17 protein-coding genes are annotated in these 21254 nt (G+C 60.0%); 8 read left to right on the forward strand and 9 right to left on the reverse strand.

Translation table 11 applies throughout. The features are described from left to right. Positions 1-2 precede the first annotated feature (2 nt). Together H1B37_RS03030 and H1B37_RS03035 are read right to left on the reverse strand one after the other, a co-directional pair. A complete protein-coding gene (locus H1B37_RS03030; RefSeq protein ID WP_182865139.1) occupies positions 3-761 on the reverse strand; it encodes an energy transducer TonB in 759 nt (252 codons plus the stop codon). Next, on the reverse strand, positions 758-952 hold the full coding sequence (locus H1B37_RS03035; protein WP_182865140.1) for a hemin uptake protein HemP: 195 nt from the start codon (positions 950-952) through the stop codon (positions 758-760). Before H1B37_RS03035 ends, H1B37_RS03030 begins: the two co-directional genes overlap by 4 nt. 150 nt (positions 953-1102) lie before the next feature. Here H1B37_RS03035 and H1B37_RS03040 point away from each other — a divergent pair, with 150 nt between their 5' ends. Then, the gene (locus H1B37_RS03040; protein WP_182865141.1) at positions 1103-1321 is read left to right on the forward strand and encodes a hypothetical protein; all 219 of its coding nucleotides are present in this window, start codon (positions 1103-1105) and stop codon (positions 1319-1321) included. A gap of 103 nt (positions 1322-1424) precedes the next feature. After that, on the forward strand, positions 1425-3728 hold the full coding sequence (locus H1B37_RS03045) for a TonB-dependent receptor (RefSeq protein WP_182865142.1): 2304 nt from the start codon (positions 1425-1427) through the stop codon (positions 3726-3728). Between the two features lie 20 nt (positions 3729-3748). Here the strand turns inward: H1B37_RS03045 and H1B37_RS03050 are convergent, their stop codons facing one another. The 6 genes from H1B37_RS03050 to H1B37_RS03075 form a co-directional block, all read right to left on the reverse strand. After that, positions 3749-4993 (reverse strand): RNA polymerase sigma factor, encoded by a 1245-nt coding sequence (locus H1B37_RS03050; protein WP_182865143.1) that lies wholly within the window; start codon positions 4991-4993, stop codon positions 3749-3751. A 323-nt stretch (positions 4994-5316) separates the two neighbouring features. Further along, positions 5317-10503 (reverse strand): FG-GAP repeat domain-containing protein, encoded by a 5187-nt coding sequence (locus tag H1B37_RS03055; protein WP_182865144.1) that lies wholly within the window; start codon positions 10501-10503, stop codon positions 5317-5319. A gap of 472 nt (positions 10504-10975) precedes the next feature. After that, entirely contained in the window at positions 10976-11185 is a 210-nt protein-coding gene (locus H1B37_RS03060) for a carbon storage regulator (RefSeq protein WP_286177354.1), read from the reverse strand. 157 nt (positions 11186-11342) lie between these two features. Continuing rightward, the gene (locus tag H1B37_RS03065) at positions 11343-12167 is read right to left on the reverse strand and encodes a S1C family serine protease (RefSeq protein WP_182865145.1); all 825 of its coding nucleotides are present in this window, start codon (positions 12165-12167) and stop codon (positions 11343-11345) included. 41 nt (positions 12168-12208) lie between these two features. Then, the gene (locus tag H1B37_RS03070; RefSeq protein WP_182865146.1) at positions 12209-12475 is read right to left on the reverse strand and encodes a hypothetical protein; all 267 of its coding nucleotides are present in this window, start codon (positions 12473-12475) and stop codon (positions 12209-12211) included. A 283-nt stretch (positions 12476-12758) separates the two neighbouring features. Then, complete coding sequence (locus H1B37_RS03075) at positions 12759-13115, reverse strand: hypothetical protein (protein WP_182865147.1); 357 nt, start codon at positions 13113-13115, stop codon at positions 12759-12761. Between the two features lie 318 nt (positions 13116-13433). On the opposite strand from H1B37_RS03075, the gene H1B37_RS03080 reads away from it, so the two are divergent. Next, the gene (locus tag H1B37_RS03080) at positions 13434-13760 is read left to right on the forward strand and encodes a co-chaperone GroES (protein WP_182865148.1); all 327 of its coding nucleotides are present in this window, start codon (positions 13434-13436) and stop codon (positions 13758-13760) included. Positions 13761-13778: 18 nt separating this feature from the next. Continuing rightward, positions 13779-15404, forward strand: coding sequence for a chaperonin GroEL (gene groL / locus H1B37_RS03085; protein WP_182865149.1), 1626 nt, complete (start codon positions 13779-13781; stop codon positions 15402-15404). Between the two features lie 195 nt (positions 15405-15599). Here groL and H1B37_RS03090 read toward each other — a convergent pair whose 3' ends face one another. Further along, positions 15600-16838, reverse strand: coding sequence for a DUF1559 domain-containing protein (locus tag H1B37_RS03090; protein ID WP_182865150.1), 1239 nt, complete (start codon positions 16836-16838; stop codon positions 15600-15602). An 87-nt stretch (positions 16839-16925) separates the two neighbouring features. Between H1B37_RS03090 and H1B37_RS03095 the strand changes: the two genes are divergently transcribed. Genes H1B37_RS03095 through H1B37_RS03110 form a run of 4 tightly spaced genes read left to right on the forward strand, consistent with a single transcriptional unit; the run spans position 16926 to position 21254 of the window. After that, complete coding sequence (locus tag H1B37_RS03095) at positions 16926-18098, forward strand: GspE/PulE family protein (RefSeq protein WP_182865151.1); 1173 nt, start codon at positions 16926-16928, stop codon at positions 18096-18098. Further along, positions 18098-19147 carry a type II secretion system F family protein gene (locus tag H1B37_RS03100; RefSeq protein ID WP_182865152.1) on the forward strand — a complete coding sequence of 350 codons (1050 nt, stop codon included), beginning with the start codon at positions 18098-18100 and terminating at the stop codon, positions 19145-19147. The genes H1B37_RS03095 and H1B37_RS03100 overlap by 1 nt, the downstream gene beginning before the upstream one ends. Next, entirely contained in the window at positions 19144-19956 is an 813-nt protein-coding gene (locus tag H1B37_RS03105) for a type II secretion system F family protein (RefSeq protein ID WP_182865153.1), read from the forward strand. Before H1B37_RS03100 ends, H1B37_RS03105 begins: the two co-directional genes overlap by 4 nt. Next, the gene (locus H1B37_RS03110) at positions 19956-21254 is read left to right on the forward strand and encodes a type II secretion system F family protein (protein ID WP_286177357.1); all 1299 of its coding nucleotides are present in this window, start codon (positions 19956-19958) and stop codon (positions 21252-21254) included. Before H1B37_RS03105 ends, H1B37_RS03110 begins: the two co-directional genes overlap by 1 nt.

Here is a 21254-nt window from a genome sequence, read left to right on the forward strand (position 1 = left end):
GCCTACAAACGAAACCGCACCGGCAGGATTTCTTCGGATGCGACGGGGCGGCCGAATCGTTGGGCCGGCTGGCCGGTCCATTGGCTAACCGCATCGACGGCTGCTTGGTCGAGTGAACGGTGACCGCTCGATTCAATCACCTCGACTTCGGTGACCTTGCCGAGCGTGTCGACTCGCAATCGCAACAACACCGTGCCTTCGGCCCCCGCACGTGCCGCGGCCGCCGGGTACTGTGGCGGTGGGTTGGACGAGAAATCGACGGGCGTCTCGGGTGAGAGTCCGACCGACTGTGGGATCGGGATCGCTTCGATCGCCGGTGGCGTGACCTGGCTGACCCGCTCGCTGATCAGTTTGCGGGGCGGTCGTGCCGCGAGCGCCGCTTCGACCGTGGGCACGTCGGCGGTCGCAATCGACGGACGTTTCAATGGCACCGTGACTTCCGCGCGACGATCAGGACTGTCCGGTGGCGGCGGCAGCGTGCTGGGGCCGTTGGGTTCGAACAGCGGGTGCCGCGTGGTTTCCTGCGAGCGATCGGGCGGCGTTAAATCGACGGCCGTGGGTGGTTCGATCGCCACCGGTAGAATCGACGGAGGCTCGACCGCGGGTGAGACGCTGGCAACGCTCAATTGGATCGAAACGACGTGTTGATTGCCCGCAGACGTGAACCGCTGGGTCGCCGTCATCGGCAGGACGCACAGCACCACCGCACCGACCGCGTGAACAAACAGCGAAAACAGGGTGCAGCGGGCGGGAAAACTCATTTGCACAAGTATAACTTTCCCGAGGAGGTTCGTCGAAGGCGGTACATCATTTCCCCGTGCTCGATCCAGACTTCGCCACGGCCCCGAAACAGGTCTTCCGAGGGGATGATTACCGGCGACGACTCCGCGGACCGCGGTGGCGACGTGGGGTCCGGCGGGTCGGTGGTGCGTTGGTCAGGGGGCTGTGGCATTTGGTAAGTCGTGAATCTTCCATGTCAGTTTGATTTTCGGGTCGTGGGCGAGGCGACGAGTCCTTTCGGATTGCCGGCTGCAGGGACTCCTCGCGTCGTCCACTACCGTTTTGTTGAATGTTGGGGCGAGAGGAAGAACTAGCAGAGGGCGTGCCAAATTCTCCTGTGTTTCGCTTTCCGCTGGCTTTCCGGCGATTCGGCCCCGATCCTGCCGCTGCCGATCTGGCACGGGCATTGAACCGGGCTGCCCGCGGCGGAATTTACACCGGTGTCGACGGAGTTTCCGCCGCTCTTGGCTATCCGCCCCGTCCCCGTTCGTCCGGTCACGTCGACTTTGCAGGCACCGATCGCACCGCTGAAAGCGATTGAACCGGATGCGCCGAAGACAACCAATGCAACAGTCTGAACGAACGCGCCCGCCTAGCATTGTCGCGACGGGGGCGCTGACGTTCCGAGATCGACGAAACACACCGTGAAACACAGAAAAATCGCCGCCTTGGCTCTCGCTCCCGCACTCGGGCTCGGTCTTTGGCAAAGTCCGTCGTCGGCCCAAGATCCGACCTTGCCGGAGATCGAAGTCCGCCCGCCGGTCACCCAGCCGACACCGGAGGTTGACGCCGCCGCGACCGCGCCACCGATGTCAACGCAAGCGGCCCCGGCGCCCGGCGGCAATGCAACCCCGCCCTCGAATTTACCTTTGCAAAACGCGTCTTTCCCTTTGCTCAGTGCTCAAAGTTTCGGCGGCACGATGAGCAACCCGACTGGGCTGAACAGTGTGTTGCGAACCGAGAGTGACCTGTTTGAAACGCCTCGCTTGGGCACGATCATCGATCGCGACGCACTAGACCGGAAACACGCCTCGACGGTCTATCGCGCGCTGCAAAACGAAGTCGGCGTGATGTTGCAGCAAACCGGCAACGGCCAACTTTCGCCTTACATCCGCGGTTTAACGGGGCAACAGATCCTGGTGCTGGTCGACGGCATTCGCATGAACACCAGCATTTTGCGTCCAGGGCCGAACCAATACGCGGCGACGATCGATCCCGGTTCGGTCGAGCGGATCGAAGTGATTCGTGGCGCCGAGTCGGCTCTCTGGGGCAGCGACGCGATCGGCGGCGTGATCAATTTCGTCACCCGCAGCGCCGATCCGTTGCGAGGCGACTATGCCAGTCCCTACCTGACTCAGTATTACAGCACCGCGGAAGCCTCCTCGTACACGCGGACCGGTTTCAGCAGTTGGTATGGTGCGACCGGAATTACCGGCGGCGTCTCCTATCTGGACGTCGGCACACTCGATCGCGGAGGCGATTTCGGACGCCAACCGGGCACGGACTACCAACAGTTCGCGGGGGATTTGAAACTGCAGCGCATGCTGACGGAGAATCACTTGCTGACCGTCGCGATGCAACACTTCGAGCAAGAAGACCTTAAACGCAGCGACCGGTTTTTGCCCTTCGTGCTCGGCCCGGCCAGCGACGGCAGCGTACCGACGCAGCGCCCGACGGTCTTCGATCCCCAGCAACGCGACTTGCTGTACGGCCGGCTGGAAGGTCTGTTGCCCGAGGATGCTTTGATCGCGGATTTCTACTCCGTGACGCTGACGGGCATGCGAACCAAGGAGGCGTCGGTCGTCGATCGCTATTCGGGCAACGACCCCGCCGCCACGGTTACCCGTCGCGAAATCGGCGAGTTTGATGATTGGGGATGGGGGACGACGCTGTCGTTTGTCAAAGACATGAACGACTACGGCAAATTGACCTACGGCACCGACTACTACAGCGAATCGATCGATGCCGAACGTGTCCAGATCAACAACCCCAATGCCCCGGGCGCGACTCCAACGGTCACCGACCCGCAGTACCCCGACGATTCGGAAGCCGACCGAGTCGGCGTTTACGCCTCGTGGCACGTGCCGCTGACCGAACGACTGGATGCGACCACCTCGATCCGCTACGAAAACATCAACGTTTCGGCCACACCCAACTTTGACACCATCGGCCCGACCTACTTCGAGCGTTCGTACCAGGACTGGATTGCTAGCGCAGGTCTGGCGTACAAACTGACCGACGACGTTCGATTGATCGGCGGTTACTACGAAGGTTTCCGCGCCCCCACGATTGACGATCTGACCGCCAACAAGACGTTCTTGCAGAACAACCAGTCGACTCCCTTGGTCGGCAACCTGGACGTCGAACCCGAACACAGCAAGACGTATGAAGTCGGCCTGAAATTCAATTACGACCGATTGCGATTGCAGGTGACCGAGTTCTGGACCGATTTCGATAGCTTTATCAATCGCGAAACCATTGGCGGTGCGAGATTCCTGACCAACCAGGAGGCGTCCATCAACGGGACCGAATTGGCCGGCGAGTACGTGTTCAATCGCAACGTGGCCCTGTACGGGAATTTTTATTACACCTACGGCACGGTCACCACGGCGGATGATCCGATTTCTCGAATCCCGCCGACACAAGGCATTCTGGGCCTGCGATTGAGCGAACCCTGCCGTCGAACCTATTTCGATGTTTATACCTGGATGGTCGATCGTGCGGACCGTTACAGCGAGTCCAACTTGGGCGACGTGCGGTTCATCGCCGGAGGGACGCCGGGCTACGCAACCTTGAACGTCCGGATGGGCCGATCCTTTGGAACCGAGAACCGGCATCAGCTGTCGTTGGCGCTCGAGAACATCACCGACAAGTACTACCGCGTCCTCGGCAGCGGCGTCGACGGCCCCGGCTTCAACGCGGTCTTCGGGTACCAGTACACGCTGTAGCGGAGTCCCGGCAGCTCGACTCAGCCGCCGCGTAACTCCGCCAGTTTTTGGGCCAGGAAACGTCTTTCAGACATTTGCTCGGTCAACGACAGGGCTCGCTGAAACGCCTCGATCGCATCCGTCGCGTTTCCGCACCGCCGAAGCAACTCGCCGCGTGCTGAGTGGGCCAGTGGATAACCGAGAAGATCGCCTCGGTCCAGAATGGCGTCGATCCGTTGCAAACCGGATTCGGGGCCCTCGCACATTGCGACCGCGACGGCCCGATTGAGTTCGACGATCGGAGACGGCTGGATCCTTAGCAACACGTCGTACAGCGAGACGATCTGCTTCCAATCGGTGTCGACCGCGGTGGCCGCTTCGGCATGCACGGCCGAGATTGCCGCCTGGATGGTGTAACTCCCGAAACGGCGCGATGCGAGCGCCCGCTCGATCCACTGCTGGCCTTCAGCGATCAAGTTGCGGTCCCATCGGCTGCGGTCTTGATCTTCCAATAGAACGATGTCACCGTGCCGGTCCTGTCGCGCCTCGCGACGCGATTCGTGCAGCAGCATCAGCGCCAACAATCCCATCACTTCGGGATCTTCCAACAAGTCCAGCAAGAGTCGACACAGACGAATCGCTTCGCCGGACAGCTCGCTGCGGGTGATCGAATCGCCGCTCGATGCCGAGTAGCCTTCGTTGAAAATCAAATAGATCACCGAGAGGACCGAATCGAGACGCTCGGGCAGTTCTGCCAGTTCCGGGATCACGAAGGGGATTCCCGCGTCGCGGATCTTTGCCTTGCCGCGCACGATCCGCTGGGCCATCGTGGTGGGCGTGGTCAGGAACGCCCGCGCGATCTCGTCGGTCGTCAACCCGCACACTTCGCGAAGCGTTAGCGGGACCTGCACCTTCACGTCGATCGCGGGATGACAGCAGGTGAAGATCAACCGCAGCCGATCGTCTTCGATGGCGGCTTCGCCGCGCAAGGCGTTGGTGCCGGCGACACGCGACATCCGCTCGACCACATCCCCGCTGATCTCCGCCAGCTTCGTGTTTCGCCGGATCGCATCGACGGCCTTGTAGCGGCCGGTGGTGACCAGCCAGGCAACCGGATTGTCGGGGACGCCATCGCACGGCCATTGATCTGTCGCCGCGGCGAACGCTTCCTGCATCGCATCTTCGGCCAAATCAAGGTCGCGTAGGACACGCGCCAGGGAAGCGAAAACGCGACGCGAGTCATTCCGATAGAGCGTTTCAATCTGCCGATGAATCGGAGCATCCATGAAGTTGAGATCCGGCGTATCGTTAGGGGGCAAGACGATGGGGGCAAAACAATGGGGCAGAATGATGGGGCAGAATGACGGGGCAGATTGATATGGGGGAGGGATGATTGGAATAGGTTAATGGGTGGGTGATAGGTATTGTGAAGACAAGAGTCTTAACGACTAGTCAAGTCGGCAAACGAAGCCCCCATCATTCTGCCCCGGATCATTCTGCCTTCCTACCGCCCCCACCGTATTCCCCTCATCGTTTTGCCCCCATCGTTTTGCCCCCATCGTTTTGCCCCTTTCCCGGCGTCTCCCGCAAGAGATACGATTGCCACGGTTCAGATTCGCCGTAAAAAATTCAGTCCGAATCGTCCGTAGTCTTGGCCGTCTACATCTCCGTCGCCGTCTGAATCGAACTGGGCGTCATAGCCGTCATCGGTCGACGACTTTAGGAAACTCAGCCCGAATCGTCCGTAGTCTTGTCCGTCGACATCCCGGTCGCCGTCACTGTCGCCGAACAAACGGAAGAACTCGTCGACGTACTGTCCGCCGGGCGATCCGTCGGAGTCACCGTCGAAGACGTTTCCGGCGGCATCCCGCACGAAGCCCTCGCGGATCATGACTTGGTACTCCCCGTCAAGCAGCGATCCGTAGGGGTCGACGGAGGAGCCGAGAAATGCGATGGTCGCCCGCGTTCGATTTGGTAACGCGTCGATCTGAGACGTGATGGAAACCAGGCTGCCGTCCTTCGTTTGAACTTCGAATGCGCCGGGGTCAATTGTCACCGGCGAGTCAAACTCGATGCTGACCGTCCGGACGACGCTGTGTTGTCCATCGTTGGTGATGACCGAACCAGATGTCGGCGCCGTGTTGTCAACCACGAAGGACTCGTTGATGCCGGGCATGACGCTGGCGAGCGGGTTTCCTAGGACGTCCTGGATATCTTGAGACTCGGACAAGCCGATCCCGACGACTCCGTCAAAGCCGGATAGGTCGCCACCGGAAACCGTCACTTCGTACAGAATCTCTCCCGTGCCGTGAACAGCGACGACCTGGGTCACCTCCGCAGTCGATTCTCCCGCGACGACGAAATCTGACGCGCCGATCTGGCCGACTGGTTCAGTAAACTCCAACCGGAATTGCAGCGAATCGGCGTTGGTCGATTCGTCGAATGGAGCGTGGCGGACAATCCGGCTGAGATCCGGTGCGCCGGGGGTGTGGTCTACGATTTGAAAAATCGCTCGATAATTACCTCCCGGGCGTCCATCACCCGAAGCGACGTCCGCGTAAATGGACCAATCATTCGATCCGGCGACGTTTGAATCCAAGTACTCACCGTCCAGCCGTTCCCCCGCGGTGTTGCGAATGCCTGAGGCATCCCCCTTCAGTTCGACCCAATAAAATCCCTCGGCAAGCGGAGCGGTGGGCCGAAACACGGCTGTCAGCGTGTCCGGCAGCCACTCGATGGCCCCGTCGGAGTCGGTCAAATATTGGTCGTCGGATTCGAAGACGTTGGGGTCGACTGAATAACGGACGCGGAAGTTTTCGGGCGTCAATGTGCCCGGATCAACGGGGCGGCTAAAACGCACTTCGATCTGTTGGAGTGTCCCCAGTTGATGTGTCGTCCCCGCTTGAAAGTTCGCATCGATCACGGACACTCCCGGCGGCGAGACCGCCGGCAGGATCGTCAACGGTTCCTCCAGCGCGATCGACTTTCCGGCTTCGTCGGTCAGGTTGGCCGAGAGTCGATAGTTTCCCGGCTGCAAATACCCGCGTGACATCAATCGAAGGTGTCCTCGTGTTCCGACGTCCGAGAATTCACGTTGATAATAGGCATCCAATGGGACGCTGTAGTCATCTGCCGTGCCAAAAACCTGGTCCGTTCCAAAGTGTGTCAGAACGGCGTCTCGCTCGTGCGTCAGCGGAATGTCCAGGTGTTCGCTGAACCGAAGAACAAGCACATGTGATGCATATTCCGTTTCCACAATGTTAATGTTGTCGAGCGTTGCGGCAGACGTGTCGGTTTGATCGATGGTGAACGAATACTGCAACGCGCCGCCGGCGGCGCCATCACCGCTGATCGACGGAAACCGCAGGCCTGTCGTTTCCCCGTCCAATGCATTGCCCAGTGGATCGGTCAATCCCTCGATGGTGACGGTGTACTGGTCGACCGGCAGCAACTGGTCGGCGGTCCAGATGAGAATGTTTTTGACCTGGTCGAAGGTTGCTTCACCGGCTTGGTCGCCTGAGGCTGCACCGACGACTCGAATGTTCTGTGCGGTCATCGTTTCCGGATCAATTGCATCGTTCAACCAGAACACCAACTGCCGTGTTTGATCGATGACGTCATCTTGTTGGGGAAACGCGCGCAACACCCGTGGTCCGGCGTCGTCCAATGCCGCCTGGGGCGTCACTTTCAAGCGATACTTGCCTTCCGTCCGGTGCTCCCCAGAAACCTCCAGTGTGTAGCGGCCCGGGGCGGTGAAGGTGTGCATCAGGCTGGGGTCGACCGAGATGATGCCGCTGCCTGGATCGATGCCTTGCCCGTTCTGTGCGATCACCACACCTTGTTCGTTTTTCAGCACCAGTGCCGCATCGAGCGGATACTGATATTCCGCCGCATCGAGATCGAACAGATAGGTTTCGCCGGCTGCGGCGTGCAACACGAATGAATCGACTTGCTGCGGCCCGTCGATCAATCCGTGGATGACGGCCCGGTCGTTGCGTGGATTGTTCGGCGAGGTCGTCAGCAACCGTACGGAATCACCTTCGGATTCCGCGATCCACAAATCATCGGTCCCATCACCGTCAGCATCCTCCACCAAGATCCCGGCGTCGTACAGGCCACCGGAGTCAAATTGGATCGATCGACTGAAACTGCCTTGACCATCGTTGAGGTGCACTTCCAAGATCGATTTGCTGCGAACGGGGACGGCCAGATCGTCGTGTCCGTCGCCGTTGAAATCGCCGGTCTCAAGCATGAATGAGCCATCGCTTCCGGGGACCGAATCGTGGTAGACAAGGTTCCCATTGACGTCGCTGAGAAACAGGTCGATCGATCCCGTCGTTCGGCTGATACTGGCGACGTCCGGAAAGCGATCTCCATTGACGTCCAAAGCGACGACGTCTTGGGAATCGGACGGTACGACGTAGCGTTTTTCGGGCTGAAAGGTCCCATCACCACGTCCCAATAGAACCGTGACCGCGGCCCCCAACGAGTCACTCACCAGGATGTCTGCGTCGCCGTCATCATTGAGGTCGGCGATCTCGATTCCGTTGGCGCGTCGACCACGGGTTCCCAGTGCGCCGCCGCTGGTGAATGATCCATCCCCATTGCCCAGCAAAAGGTTGACTTCGGCACCAAAATAATTGGCCACCGCGAGATCGGGATTCCCGTCACGGTTGAAGTCGCCCGTTCGTATCGAATTGGGGCGGTTGCCCGCAGGTAGACTGCCGGCATCGGTAAACTGCCCACTTTCGCTGCCAAGGAAAATCGAGATGGTACCGGCCGGTTCGTACCGTGAGTGAGCGAGATCATCGACTCCGTCACCGTTGAAGTCTGCCGCCACGAGTGTGTCGGCAAACGTGGCGTCCGGGCCGACGTCGAGTTGGACGGCCGGTGTGAAGGATCCGTCGGCGGCCCCAAACAGCACGCTGACTGTTCGGTCTTCACTGTTGGCCGACGCCAAGTCACGAAGCCCGTCCCCGTTGAAGTCGCCCTTGACGATCGAGTGTGGTTGTTGGCCGACGGGGATCGACGGATGCTTCTCCAATTCATACTTCATTTCGTCGATCAGCCGATTCAAATCGACCGGCGTGGCTGTGCCCACTTCGTGACGCAGTTGAGCGCCGGACTGGAACACCCAGTCGGTTTGATCGGCGTGGTTGTAGATCACGTCGGTCGCGATCGGGCCGATGTTGAATCCGAAAGCGGTCCCGGGGAACAGGCCTTTGCCGAAATTCCCCCAGGTGACCTGTTGGAGATTGTTGCGGACATGATTGAGCGTCATCGCGTGACCGATTTCGTGGTTGATATTCGCGGTCGGAAAGCCGCGCAGCGAATCGGCCAAAGAAGACCCGTGCGGTGTGCGGAAACCACGGTGACCATTGCCGGCGTTTCCGGTGCCTTCAAAGTCGCCGGTTCCATGCGGAATGTAGCTGTCGTTTTCTCCCGGCAGCACGGTAGTCACGTCGACATCGTGGCGGTCATAGATTGATTCGAAAGCACCGATCAAAAACGGAATGTGGTCCGGGTCTTCGAAGGGTGCGTCGAACGATCGTCCGCGATATTCGCCGAGTTGCTGGTCGAAATCAAAAAAGAACAACGGTGAGTCGCGTTGGTTGGCAAACATGCCAATCGTCGAACCGCTGACCGCATAGGCCCCCAGCCCGAGTTCCGATGTGGCTTCGACCAACAAATAATAGCGTCCGGGAGTCGAAAGGCTGGGCAGCAATTGTTGGTCAAACCGTTTCTGTTCGGCGTAAGCGAGCAACTGCCCTTGCCCATTGAGCAATGTCAATCGTCGACCGGCCAATGACAGGTGATCTCCGGAATTGCTGCGCAGGTCAAACCGAAAGGTTTCCAGCCCGCGGCCCTCCAACGCAAACACGTCGACATCTCCGACCGCTTCCAAGACCGATGCGCGACTGGAAACCGCTTCGCTGACGTCCCAGACGCTGCCATGGTCTTGGATCTCGTTGCCATGTTCCGCCTCGACGGCCGCGTCTGCGTAAAGCGACAGCGACGCAATGTAAGGAAGAGGGCTGGTGAGGGAGCCGGTCGTTTCAAAGGTCACCGAATACGGTCCGCTTTGTTGGGCGTCGTGCACCAATCCCAACCCCTGGCTATCGGTGGCGACAAGCATTCCGTCGGGACTGCGGAGCGAAACCTCGGGGACGGCGTCGCTGGGGCCGAGCGGATCGACTGCCAAATCCAAAATCAGCGTCTGACCGGCGGAAACCTGGACCGAAAATACGTCCCGATCCGCGGAATCTTCCAGTTCGCCTCGTAGCCGCGTCGGCGCAGCGACCTCGGTGGCCGCCGTTGACGCGTCGTTCGGTTCGATCTCGTCGCGTCCGTCGAACGGATCAATGGACACGCTGATCGCATAGTCCGTGCTCGGCAAGTTGAATCGGTTGCCGGCGTGAACACGAAGGTAATAATCGCCCGATCGCGGAGCCACAAAGACGCTTTGAAACAGATCGGTCGATTCGATCAGCACACTGCCTGAAGCGTCCAACAAATCGAACGCGGTGAACGGCTGGCGGTCCCCACGTGCACTGTCAAAGTAGCGTGGGTCGATGATCATCGCGTCACCGAGCTGCAATGACGTGCGGAAAAAATCGCTGTCGTCAGGCGTGGCAAACGATCCCTTCAAGAACGGTGTGCCGGAAAACACATCGGCCGACGCCATCTGGTCATTCGGTTCCGATTCCAACACGGTGCCAGCGAGCATGCAACGTCGCTCGAGCATTTCGACACGCAGTCGACGTTGCGGTCGGCTGCCCATGGTGCAATCTCGCATTCTCTTTCCGCCTTGCATCGACCTCTCTCGTCCTTGGGGAACAAAAATCCCGCGACCGAATAACATCGCCTCCGGATGGGGGCCGCAGTGCCCCTAGACGATAGCCGGTCACGCGCGGGCTTCAAGCGTTGAAGTGGCTCCAGGATCAGAAACTCCCAAGACGAGGGGAGGCAGAATGTTACGGGGCAGAGTGATGGAAGGTAGGGCGGTTGGGGAAAGGGATCGTTATTGGCAAGTGGAAGCTGCAGCGGATTTGCGGCGAAATGACCGGACGACGGTTGTGGGGGGCTGCGCCGGGCAGAACATGCAACCATCATTCTGCCTCGTATCATTCTGCCTTCATTTCCGCCCCATCATCTTGCATCTTGCCCCATTGTTTTGCCAATCCTCCGCCGCCGCGCAGCCAGCAGCGTATCAAACAGGTTGGTTGCTCGGGTGCCAATCTGTGGCGTCAGCGAAACGCCAGATTGTCTCACGCAACCTGCCGCTGTCGCGGTTTCGACCGGCTGAGATCGTGCGTGGAAGAGGTGCGGGCGTGGAGTTCACCGCGTCGGATGGCGACGTCATCGGGGGCTTCAATCCCGACCGAAACACGATTTCCCTTGATCGCGGTGATGGTCAACACGATTTCGTCGCCGATTTGAATCCACTCGTTCTCTTTCCGTGATAGCACCAGCATCATTCGTCCTTTCGATGGGGTTGACGTTCAGAAGGCCAACAGCGATTCAGCTGTCGCGATTTGATTTCCTCACGAGCAACGTTTGTGCCAATCCCGCCGCGGCGCGGCGTTGACGCGGCGGGATCGTCAAGCGGTATTTGATATCAATCAACTGCGCGATTTAGAACTCGGCATTGGGCCAGTTGAACAATTCTTGCCGCCACTGGTTCCAGTCCGGTAGTTGGAAATTGAAGTCGGTCATTTGTTTGCGGCCGCGATCATCGAGCGTTCGCAACAGTTGCTCCTTGCGGTTTTTGGGCAGTTCCTTGTCGCCGTTGAGTGCATCGCGGATTTGTTGTCGATCCCCCGCGTATTCGCGGTCGATCGTTTTCCCTTCGTGATCGTTGTACACGATCCGCACACGGTAGGTCCCGTCGGCCTGCTTCGTGACGCTCAGCGATTCAAACTCCGTCCACTCGGTGCCTTCATTCGACGCGTCTTGGGCGGCTGTCCAGAAGTCGGGGCGGAGCGTGGTCCAGGGGACATTGAATCGAGGTGCCAGCCCGGGCCAACGGTTGGCATACACCTTCTCGCGCTCGGGTTGTTCCTCCAACGTGACCTTCACCGATTGTCGTTGCCCGGCGCGAACAAACTCCAGCGCGACGGTCGATCCCGGTTGATCGTTGCGAATCCGTTTGGCAAGTTGTTCGGGCGAGTACAAGTCTTGGTCGTCGTAACGAACCAGGATGTCAAACCGCTGGATTCCGGCTTTGTCGGCGGGCGACCCCTTGACGACATCGGCCACCAGCACGCCACGCCCTTGGTCGATCACTTCAGCCAAGTGGACCGACAACATTTCGGGCAGGCTTGAGACAGCTATGCCCAGCGTGGCTTGAGTGGTCGTGGGGACGTCTCCGAGCCCGGCGCTGCGGTTTTCGGCAATGGCCCGCGACGAACAGATGAGCACGACGAACGCAGCAAGCAATAGACGCGGGATCGATTTCATTTCATAGTCCTCCTTTGAGAGAATTGTGGACAGGGGAGATTTCATCGGGATTGGTCGCGAAAGACGTCGTATGTCAGTCCAAGCATCACAAAACCGGCCAACAAATTCGTCCAGTCGAACAGCAGGCTTGCGTGTTTCCACGGCCATGCGAGCAGAATGTCGAGCAAGCAGATCGTGATCAGGCCGCTGGCGACCAACAACGACAAAACAGTGAATGACTTCTCGACGGAAAAGCCTCGGAAGAACCGCGTTAGCCTAGACGACCGCCCGCGTCGCGGTCGCGGTCGCGGTGCGACAGCAGTTGCCATCTGCCGCTTGGAGGCAACTTGGCGTGGCCGGCTTGGTTTGTCCCACGTGCGGCCGATCGAGTGACGACGGTTCCGGGTGTGGCGGCGTCGCGAAGGGGTGGGGGATTTAGAGCGATGTTTTGTGTGCTGCGGATGATTCAATATCGCGGACATGTTGAATTCCTCCGTTGAGGCGAAGGATCAAAATGAACCGGAGGATTAAGGTGCACACCGCGTGCCAACGCGTGGTGTTTTCACGCAAGGCGGTCGCTCGCTCAGGAAACCGCCTTGGTCAGAGTGCTCGTCAAGAATCGTGGCAGTAGCGATAGCACCAGCGATCGCCATTGAGGACCAGATCGTATAAGGCGTGACGGGTCGGCCGGTCCTGCGATTGCTCCGCTTCGATTTCGTCCGCATCGGCGTCCTCGAGCGTGTCGTAGAAACGTGCAATTCGCGACGCGCTGATGGGCAGGATCAACGATGGCGGCAGGTGGTAAATCGTTGCGGCATCGACAGCGTGACGGTAACCGTCCAGCGGCCCGCCCAGAAACTCGACCCACTCCGTTCGGTCCAGCGATTCAGCATCGATCCTGGTGAACGACTCATACCACTGTTCGAACCAGCGGCTGGCCTGCATTAGAACGAGATCAAAGAATTGCATCGAAGTCACCTCCGTCGCGAGCACGTGCCCTCATCCTATTAGTGTACAGCACCTTCCGTGCCGGACAAAACTTTTCAGCGAAAAGACGACAGTTTGTCGTCGTGGTGTCAATTTGTCGTGCACCGTACCCGCTGACCATGAACAAATCTGTGACAGTCACAATTGGGGCAGTTTTGCGGCTGATGTTTGCCCGGCTGAATTGGCACACCGGTTGCTAAGGCAGTCGCCCGCCGCTGGCGACGTGCCAAACTGACGGTGGCTCCGGAGCGGCAGGGCCACACCTGTTGTGTAATGTCCAAGCAAGATGGAGGGCATTTCATGGCGACTGCTACGAAATCAGATTCAACCACCAATTTGAAACTCAAACCGCTCGCCGACCGTGTCGTCTGCCAACGTGACGAGGCCGACGAGACGACCGCCGGCGGCATCGTGCTGCCCGATTCGGCCAAGGAAAAGGTCAACCGTGCTCGCGTGATCGCGGTCGGCCCCGGCAAACGCGATGACAACGGCACCGTCCATCCGTTGTCGGTCCGCCCCGGGGATCATGTGCTGCTGAATAAATACGGCGGCGACGAATTCGAAGTCGACGCGTTGAAGTACACGATCGTCAAAGAAAGCGACATTCTGGCTGTCATCGAAAACTAACAAGGAGGGCGATTGAAGATGTCTAAAATCATTGCGTTCGAACAAGACGCCCGCGAAGCGATGCGTCGTGGGGTTCACAAGTTGGCCAAAACCGTCCGCAGCACACTCGGTCCCGGCGGGCACAACGTGATCATCCAAAAGAGCTTCGGATCACCCGTCGTCACCCGTGACGGCGTGACCGTTGCCAAAGAAATTGAACTGGACGACCCCTACGAAAACATGGGAGCTCGGATGGTTCGCGAGGTCGCTTCGAAGACCAACGACGTCGCCGGCGACGGAACCACGACCGCCACGGTGTTGGCCGAAGCGATCTTCAACGAAGGGTTGCGAGCCGTTGTGGCCGGGACCAACCCGATCGGAATGAAACGCGGTATCGAAAAAGCCGTGGAGGATATCGTCGCTAAACTGAAGTCGATGTCGACTCCGGTCAAGGGTCGCAAAGAAATGGAGCAGGTCGCCCGGATCAGCGGCAACCAAGATGCCAAGATCGGCCAGGTCGTTGCCGACGCGATGGACAAGGTCGGCAAGGACGGTGTCGTCACGATCGACGAAGGCAAGAGCTTGGAAACGGAGGTCAAGTGGGTCGAAGGGATGCAGTTTGACAAAGGCTATCTGTCGCCCTACTTCGTCACTTCCCCGGAGACCATGGAGTGTGTGCTGGAAGAACCCTATGTGCTGATCCATGAAAAGAAGATCAGCAACCTGCGGGACTTCGTGCCATTGCTCGAAAAGGTCGCCAAAGCCGGCAAGCCGTTGTTGATCATCGCCGAAGATGTCGATGGCGAAGCGCTCGCCACGTTGGTCGTCAACCGGCTTCGCGGCTCGTTGGTGGCTGCCGCGGTCAAGGCACCCGGCTACGGTGATCGTCGCAAGGCGATGCTGGAAGACATGGCGATCCTGACCGGCGGCAAGGCGTTCTTCGAAAGTCTGGGAGTCAAGCTGGAAAACATCCAGCTGGCCGATCTCGGCCGTGCCAAAAAGGTCATCCTGGACAAAGACAACACGACGATCATCGAAGGCGCCGGCAAGACCTCCGACATTCAGGCCCGGATCAAGCAGATCGAAACCGAGTGCGAGAAGTCGACCAGCGATTACGATCGCGAGAAGCTGCAAGAACGCAAAGCCAAGTTGGTCGGCGGGGTTGCCAAAATCAGCGTCGGTGGAGCCACCGAAGCGGAAGTGAAAGAAAAAAAGATGCGTTTCGAAGACGCCTTGTCGGCAACCCGTGCGGCGGTCGAAGAAGGCATCTTGCCGGGCGGCGGAGTGGCGCTGGTCCGCGCGGCCAGCACCTGCGACCCGTCCAAATTGGGCGACGACGAGCGAACCGGGTACAACATCGTGCTCAAGGCCTGTCGCGCACCGGCCACCTGGATCGCTGAAAACGCCGGCCAAGACGGATCGTTGGTGTGTGAAAAAGTGGCAGCCGAACAAGGCAATTACGGCTACAACGCCGCCACCAACACCTACGAAGACCTCGTCGAATCCGGCGTGATCGATCCCACCAAAGTGGTCCGAACGGCATTGGAAAACGCGTCCAGTGTGTCAACCTTGCTGCTGACCAGCGACGCCCTGATCGCCGAAAAGCCCAAGGACGACCGCAAGTCCGCCGGCCGAGGCCACGGCGGAGACTACGACCTGTATTGAACAGGCCGTGATTGAGTCGACCTCGGCAACCTGTCCCGTCTTCCCGGCCAGCCCCTCCGGCCGGGGAGGCGTTTACCATTGTAGAACCATTGTCCCAATGGTTCCCCGCTGTGCGGCTGAGGGGGTGCGCCGGGGTGCCCGCGTTGCGGGCAGGGGGGAACAGTTGGGGACAACGGTTCTACACCTGCTTTTGCGCTACAGTACTTCGTCGATCAGTTCGTTTTGGTTGCGGGTTCCCAAGCTGCCCCAAAGACCGAAGGGGCTGGGACTGCCGGGCGACAAGTGGCCCTGACCGTCGAGCGTGACCGAGCCCTTTAATTCTCCGCACTCGATCGAGTCGGTGATAAAGTGAATCGAGCCGTCGCCCATCGCCACGTGTCCTCCGCCCTGATGCCGGCTGCTGACCGACAGCGTTCCGATGCTCGTCGAATCGCCTCCGAAGCACAATTGCGTATTGGGCGGTAACGTGGTGTTGCATCCGCTCATCAGTGGCATCGAATCGGCCCAGCGGAACCCGCGCCCCTGGCCTCGCCGCGCCGCTAACGTGACTTGCCCGCGCGCGTCCCAAAACCGGGGACGCTCGGGATCGATCTGGGACCGGCAGACTTGGACGTCGTCCAGCACGCCGCCGGCCCAACCGTTCCCGGTCGACGGAACCGTGCGAGTGTCTTTGTCACCCAAGTCGGTCGCGATCTCACCCATCATGATCGTGTTCGATAGCCCGTCGGTCACGTCGTCAAACGAAGTCACCATCCGGGGAACAAACATGCCTCGCCCGGTCGCCAGCATTTGTGTCTCGCCACTGGGGGACCACTGGGAATCTTCGTATCGCCACATCCCTTGATCGAGCCCTTCGATGGCGTCGCCCAAACACGCCGCATAGTTGGTCCGACCCAACGCCGGATTCCCGTATCCCGGATCCGATGGACAGCGGTAAGTCGGGATCTCCATCGCCCACGGTTCGTAGGACCCCATCGACGGCGCCGGCCCCATCTTGGGATAAGGATGGTTCACGTCGCCTAAACCATCCATACTGTCCATCGACATGTCGAAGAAGTCGTCTTCGGTGGCCAGCGCATCCCCGCCCGGCACGGGGCCGATCCATTGGCCGCTGATGGTGTTCCAGAACGGTGTCTGCCCCAGAAAGGGCGTGATCGAGACGAGGAAGCTGAGCCGAAACTGATTGGTCGTCGAGGCGTCGTTGGTGTTGTCGAACGTTCCCGTTCCGTGCGGCGGCAGGAATCCGAACGCGTCGTGGTATTGGGCGACGCCCAACGCGATTTGTTTGAAGTTGTTGCTGCAACTCATCCGTCGCGCTGCTTCGCGTGACGCTTGGACGGCGGGCAAAAGCAGTCCCACCAAAATTCCGATCACGCCGACGACGACCAGCAACTCCAGCAATGTGAATCCGTTATGATACCGGTGACGATTCATGGGCTTTCCACTTGAGCTAGAAAACCACAGCTTAACGATCTTCGGCGCGCCGCGGGGACGCCGGTGCCATTCTTTTCGGATTAACGGATGCAGGTTTCGTTTTCACGATCACGTCGATCATCGTCCGATCCAGACTTTGCGATCGCCATGGTCAACGACTGTTTGGCGGCGGCACTGCAGCGTGGGGCCAGCGACATTCACATCCAGCCCCGGTCGGGGCGCTGGGAGGTGGCGTTTCGCATCAATGGCGTGTTGCATCCCTACGAAACGTTCGAAACCAGTGACCACAGCGATCCGGTGTCGCGTTTAATGGCCTTGGCCGCATTGCCGTCCTATCGAGCGGGCGTGCCACAAGAAGGTCCGCTCCGCTGGCACGACGGCACCGATCAAGTACATGAAATGCGGCTTGGCGTGTTTCCCACCGTGCACGGAAACCGTGCGGTGATCCGAATCATGGGCGACTGCCAGTCGCTGCGTCGCATCGACGGGCTCGGGTTCGAAGCGGCCGCGTTGGAACGGTTGCAGACGGTCTGCCAGGCACGCGACGGATGGCTATTGGTTGCCGGGCCGGCCGGCAGCGGCAAGACGACGACGCTGTATGCCTGTCTGTCGTACATCGCGGAGACGGGTTTCCGCCGCAGTGTGTTGACCATCGAAGACCCGATCGAATCGGTGATCGATTCGATCAGCCAAAGTCAATTGCAGCCCAGCAGCGGAATGACGCTGGCATCGGCCATGCGGGCGGCCGTGCGGCAAGACGCCGAGGTGTTGTTGGTCAGCGAGATTCGCGACGTCGACACCGCCGAAGCCGTCTTGGCGGCGTCGATGACCGGCCATCTGTGTTTTTCATCGATTCACGCCGGTTCGATCGGAGCGACGCTGCGTCGATTGGTGCAGATGAAACTGCCGATCTATGCGATCCAAAGTGGATTGCGTGGGATTCTTTGCCAACGCCTGTTGCGGGAAACCTGTCCGGAGTGTCCGCCCCCAGCTGACTCTCCAGGGAACACGGATTGCCCGCGTTGTCACGGCACGGGCTATCAAGGCCGCGTCCCGATCGCTCAGATGTTGTGCTTCGATGGTTCTGCGGCCGGGCAAGTTGTGTTTGACGCCTTGGCCGGCGGGCGATCGGCGATGGAAATCGATGCGATCGCCGCCGGGGCTGGCATCGATTCACTACATGACCAAGCGGCTCGTTTGGTCGACGAAGGCCGAACGGGCATGAACGAAGTGTTCCGGGTACTGGGGAGGCGCCGCTGATGTCGACGGACCGCCCCCAATCGACGCCGGACGAGGAATCGTTGGCGATGTTGTTGGAGGAAGTCGCGGCGATGGCGGCCGCAAAACGTCCGCTGGTGTCCGGGCTGGAGAACCTGGACGATGCGTCGATGGGAAAGGTCGGTCGGGCGGCCAATGTGGTTCGGGTGGGTTTGGCGCAAGGCAAATCCACGGCAGAGTCGATCGCGGCGGTGGCCGGCGGCTACCGAAGTCCGGTCCGGTTGGCGATGGAAGTGATGGCAATCACCGGCTCGACCGAACCGATCGAGGAAGCGGCGCGATTGATCCGCCAGACGAGCGAGGACCGTCGCCGAATGGTTCTCGCGGCGATCAACCCGATTTTGAATGTGATCGTCGGCGCGACGATCTTGTTTTTCGTCATGCCCTGGATTTTGGTGTCGCTTGCCCAAGCCGAATTCATCGAGCCCGCCTTCGCCCCGTCGATCACCGAGATCTGTCAAGCGTTTGCGCAAGACTTCATGCTCGCGACCATCGCCACCGTCGTGGTCGTGGGGCTGTTGTCTTGGGGGCTGGCGTGGGGCCTTTCGCAGTCCCGCCGCAACGGCGACGTGTTTCGTGATCACGCAACGTTTTGCCGCTGGCTGGCGATACAAATCAATCCGGCGAGAGGAACGCCAGGATCAACCACTGGGATCGAACTGGGGCGCGTGCTCCAAGCGGCGGCCGAAGCCGTGGGACCGGCGTGGTCGTCATCGTGGGCGAGCGTGATTGACAACGTCCACGGCGGATCCACGTCGGAAGATGCGTTGGAGATGCCGCCGCACACGCCAGAACCGGTTCGACAATGTGTGCTGGATCTGGTCAACGGCCGCCGCCCGAGCGATCGAATCGCGCTGGATCTGCGGCGACTTGCCGAACTGTACCTGCAGAAATCGAATCGCGATCGTAGCCTATGGACCGAGGTCTTGCCCCGCGCGGTGACCTGGTTGCTGATGATCCTGATGATGGTGATCCTGTTGCAAGCCATTTTAATGCCACTGCTGCAAGTCGTCGGGGAGGTGGCACAGTGAACCCGCCGGATGAACACCACGCAACCAGCCTCGCTGAAGACGCCGAACTGCAGATCTGGCGGGGGATTCGCGAAGACACACGCCGTCGGCTGCTTCGCGTCGTGACGGTCGGTGGGTTGTACTTGATTGCGGCGTTGGCCGTCGGCGTCTACTTGATCGTGACGATCGCCGAAGTCGGGCGCGAAAATGTTGCACTTCGCGGTTGGCAACCGGTTGCGGTCGATGTCGGTTGGATGCTGACGGTTGCAGCCGGGTATGGCGTGATGGCGGTCCTTGCACTGGTCGGTTACCTGGTGGCTTGGATGTGGATTCAAGACAAGCTGCCTGCCGCGGCATGCCGGATCGTCGGCGCGATGCCCTGGATCGGATCGACGATGCGAATGGTCGCAATGGGCGAGTTTTGCCAATCGATCTACCAGTCGCTGCTTCGGGTCCAGCCAATCGGGGAGGCGCTCGACCAGGCTTCGTCGGCGGTCGGCCATGCGGGCCTGCGTCGCTGGTCGGCGCTGGCGTCCAAACGAATCGAGTTGGGGCATCCGCTGGTGCATGTGTTGCAATCTTCGCCGATCCAAGATCCGCCGCTGTCCGCGGTGACCGCCTTTGCGATGCGAGAAATGGCGGCCAGTGATACCGTCGACGTCTGGCGCCGGGCGACCAGCGAATGTCACCTGCTGGCCCAATCGCGGCTGGACCGGACGGCGATGGCCGTTTCGGTCTGCTGTCTGTTGGCGTCTGTGTTCATCGCTTTCTTCGCCTTGCTGCTTTCGGGCATCGCGATGAAGACCTTGTTGCAGGGGCTAGCGTACTAATGAATCCTGTCCTTGGCCTGATCGCATCGGTTACCGTCGTCGCGTTTCTGGCGCTGATGGTGCGAATGACCACACGACAGATGGTCCGTCGCCCCGCGGTCGAAGTGCGTTCGTTTTTGATCGCTTTTCTGGAGCTATTCGAGTGGCTGCTTTGGGCGGTCTGTCTGGTGTGTTTGGTCGTTGCCGCTCCTCATCCGGTCACGTTGGTCCTGTTGGCGCTGTTTGTCGTGTCGATTGCGACCGCACATCGTTTGCGATATCGCGAAGAGCTGCGATCGCTGAATCGATGGTTGCTCGCCGCGGTCGAGATGGAGGTGTCGCTGCCGGAATTGTTGGAAAACGTGGCGATGGGGTGTCGTAGCGGCATCGCCCGTCGGATCAAATCCTGCGTCAGACGCTTGTATCGGGGGGAATCGATTGCCGACGCTGCCCGCCGATCAAAGCTGGCCTTGGATGCCGACGTGCTCGGTGCGGTGATGATGCCGACTGCAAGGACCGCCATGCAGAGAGCGGTAACGCCGGCCGGGAATGCGGTCGGCTCCGGTTCGGCGTTCGATTCGACCGTGGCGTCCGATCTCGATCATGAATCACCGCGTGCGATGGCGCTTGTCGGCCAGCAATTCACCTATGTCGTCGTCACGATCCTCTTGGCCTGGCTGATCGGGATGTACGTTCGGTCGCATCTGATTCCCCTGTTTGATGAAATCTACGATGGCATGTTCTCCAGCAGTCGAGTCGTCTATCGCGGGTTGGACACGGTTGCCGCGGCCGGCCACGTTGTAGTGGGAGTGGTTCTGGTCTGGTTGTTGCTGGTGGTTGTGCTGCGGTGGCTTCCGCTCTGGATGACGCCTTGGGTTCCATGGTTTGGCCGCAAGGCGATCGACCAGTGGCGGTGCGAGGTGCTGTGGGCGCTCGAGCGTGCGATGCGCGGCGGACAGACGGAGACATCGGTTTTGCAGGCAGCGGCGGCATCCACCCGGGTCCGATGGATTCGTTCCCGTTGCCGTTCGGCTCAACGGCTCGTCGACGCCGGTACGCCGTTGCCGACTGCGTTGCGAGCGGCAACGTTGGTCACCAAACGCGAGCAGGTTTGGCTGGCGTGTGCGGCGACAAACGGTAACCTGCCCCATGCGATCGAGAACTTGTGCCGTGACATTGGGCGTCGCCAGACACATCGCTGGAGAATCCGCATGGCGTGGTTCGTACCGTTGGCGACGGTGTTGGTCGGCATCTTCGTGCTGGCCCACACGATGTTCCTGTTCCACTTTTTGTACGGTTTGATCGGCGGCCTGGCCTAA

Origin of the sequence: Stieleria mannarensis, from assembly GCF_014154935.1 — a bacterium.
GTDB classification, from domain to species: Bacteria; Planctomycetota; Planctomycetia; order Pirellulales; family Pirellulaceae; genus Stieleria; species Stieleria mannarensis.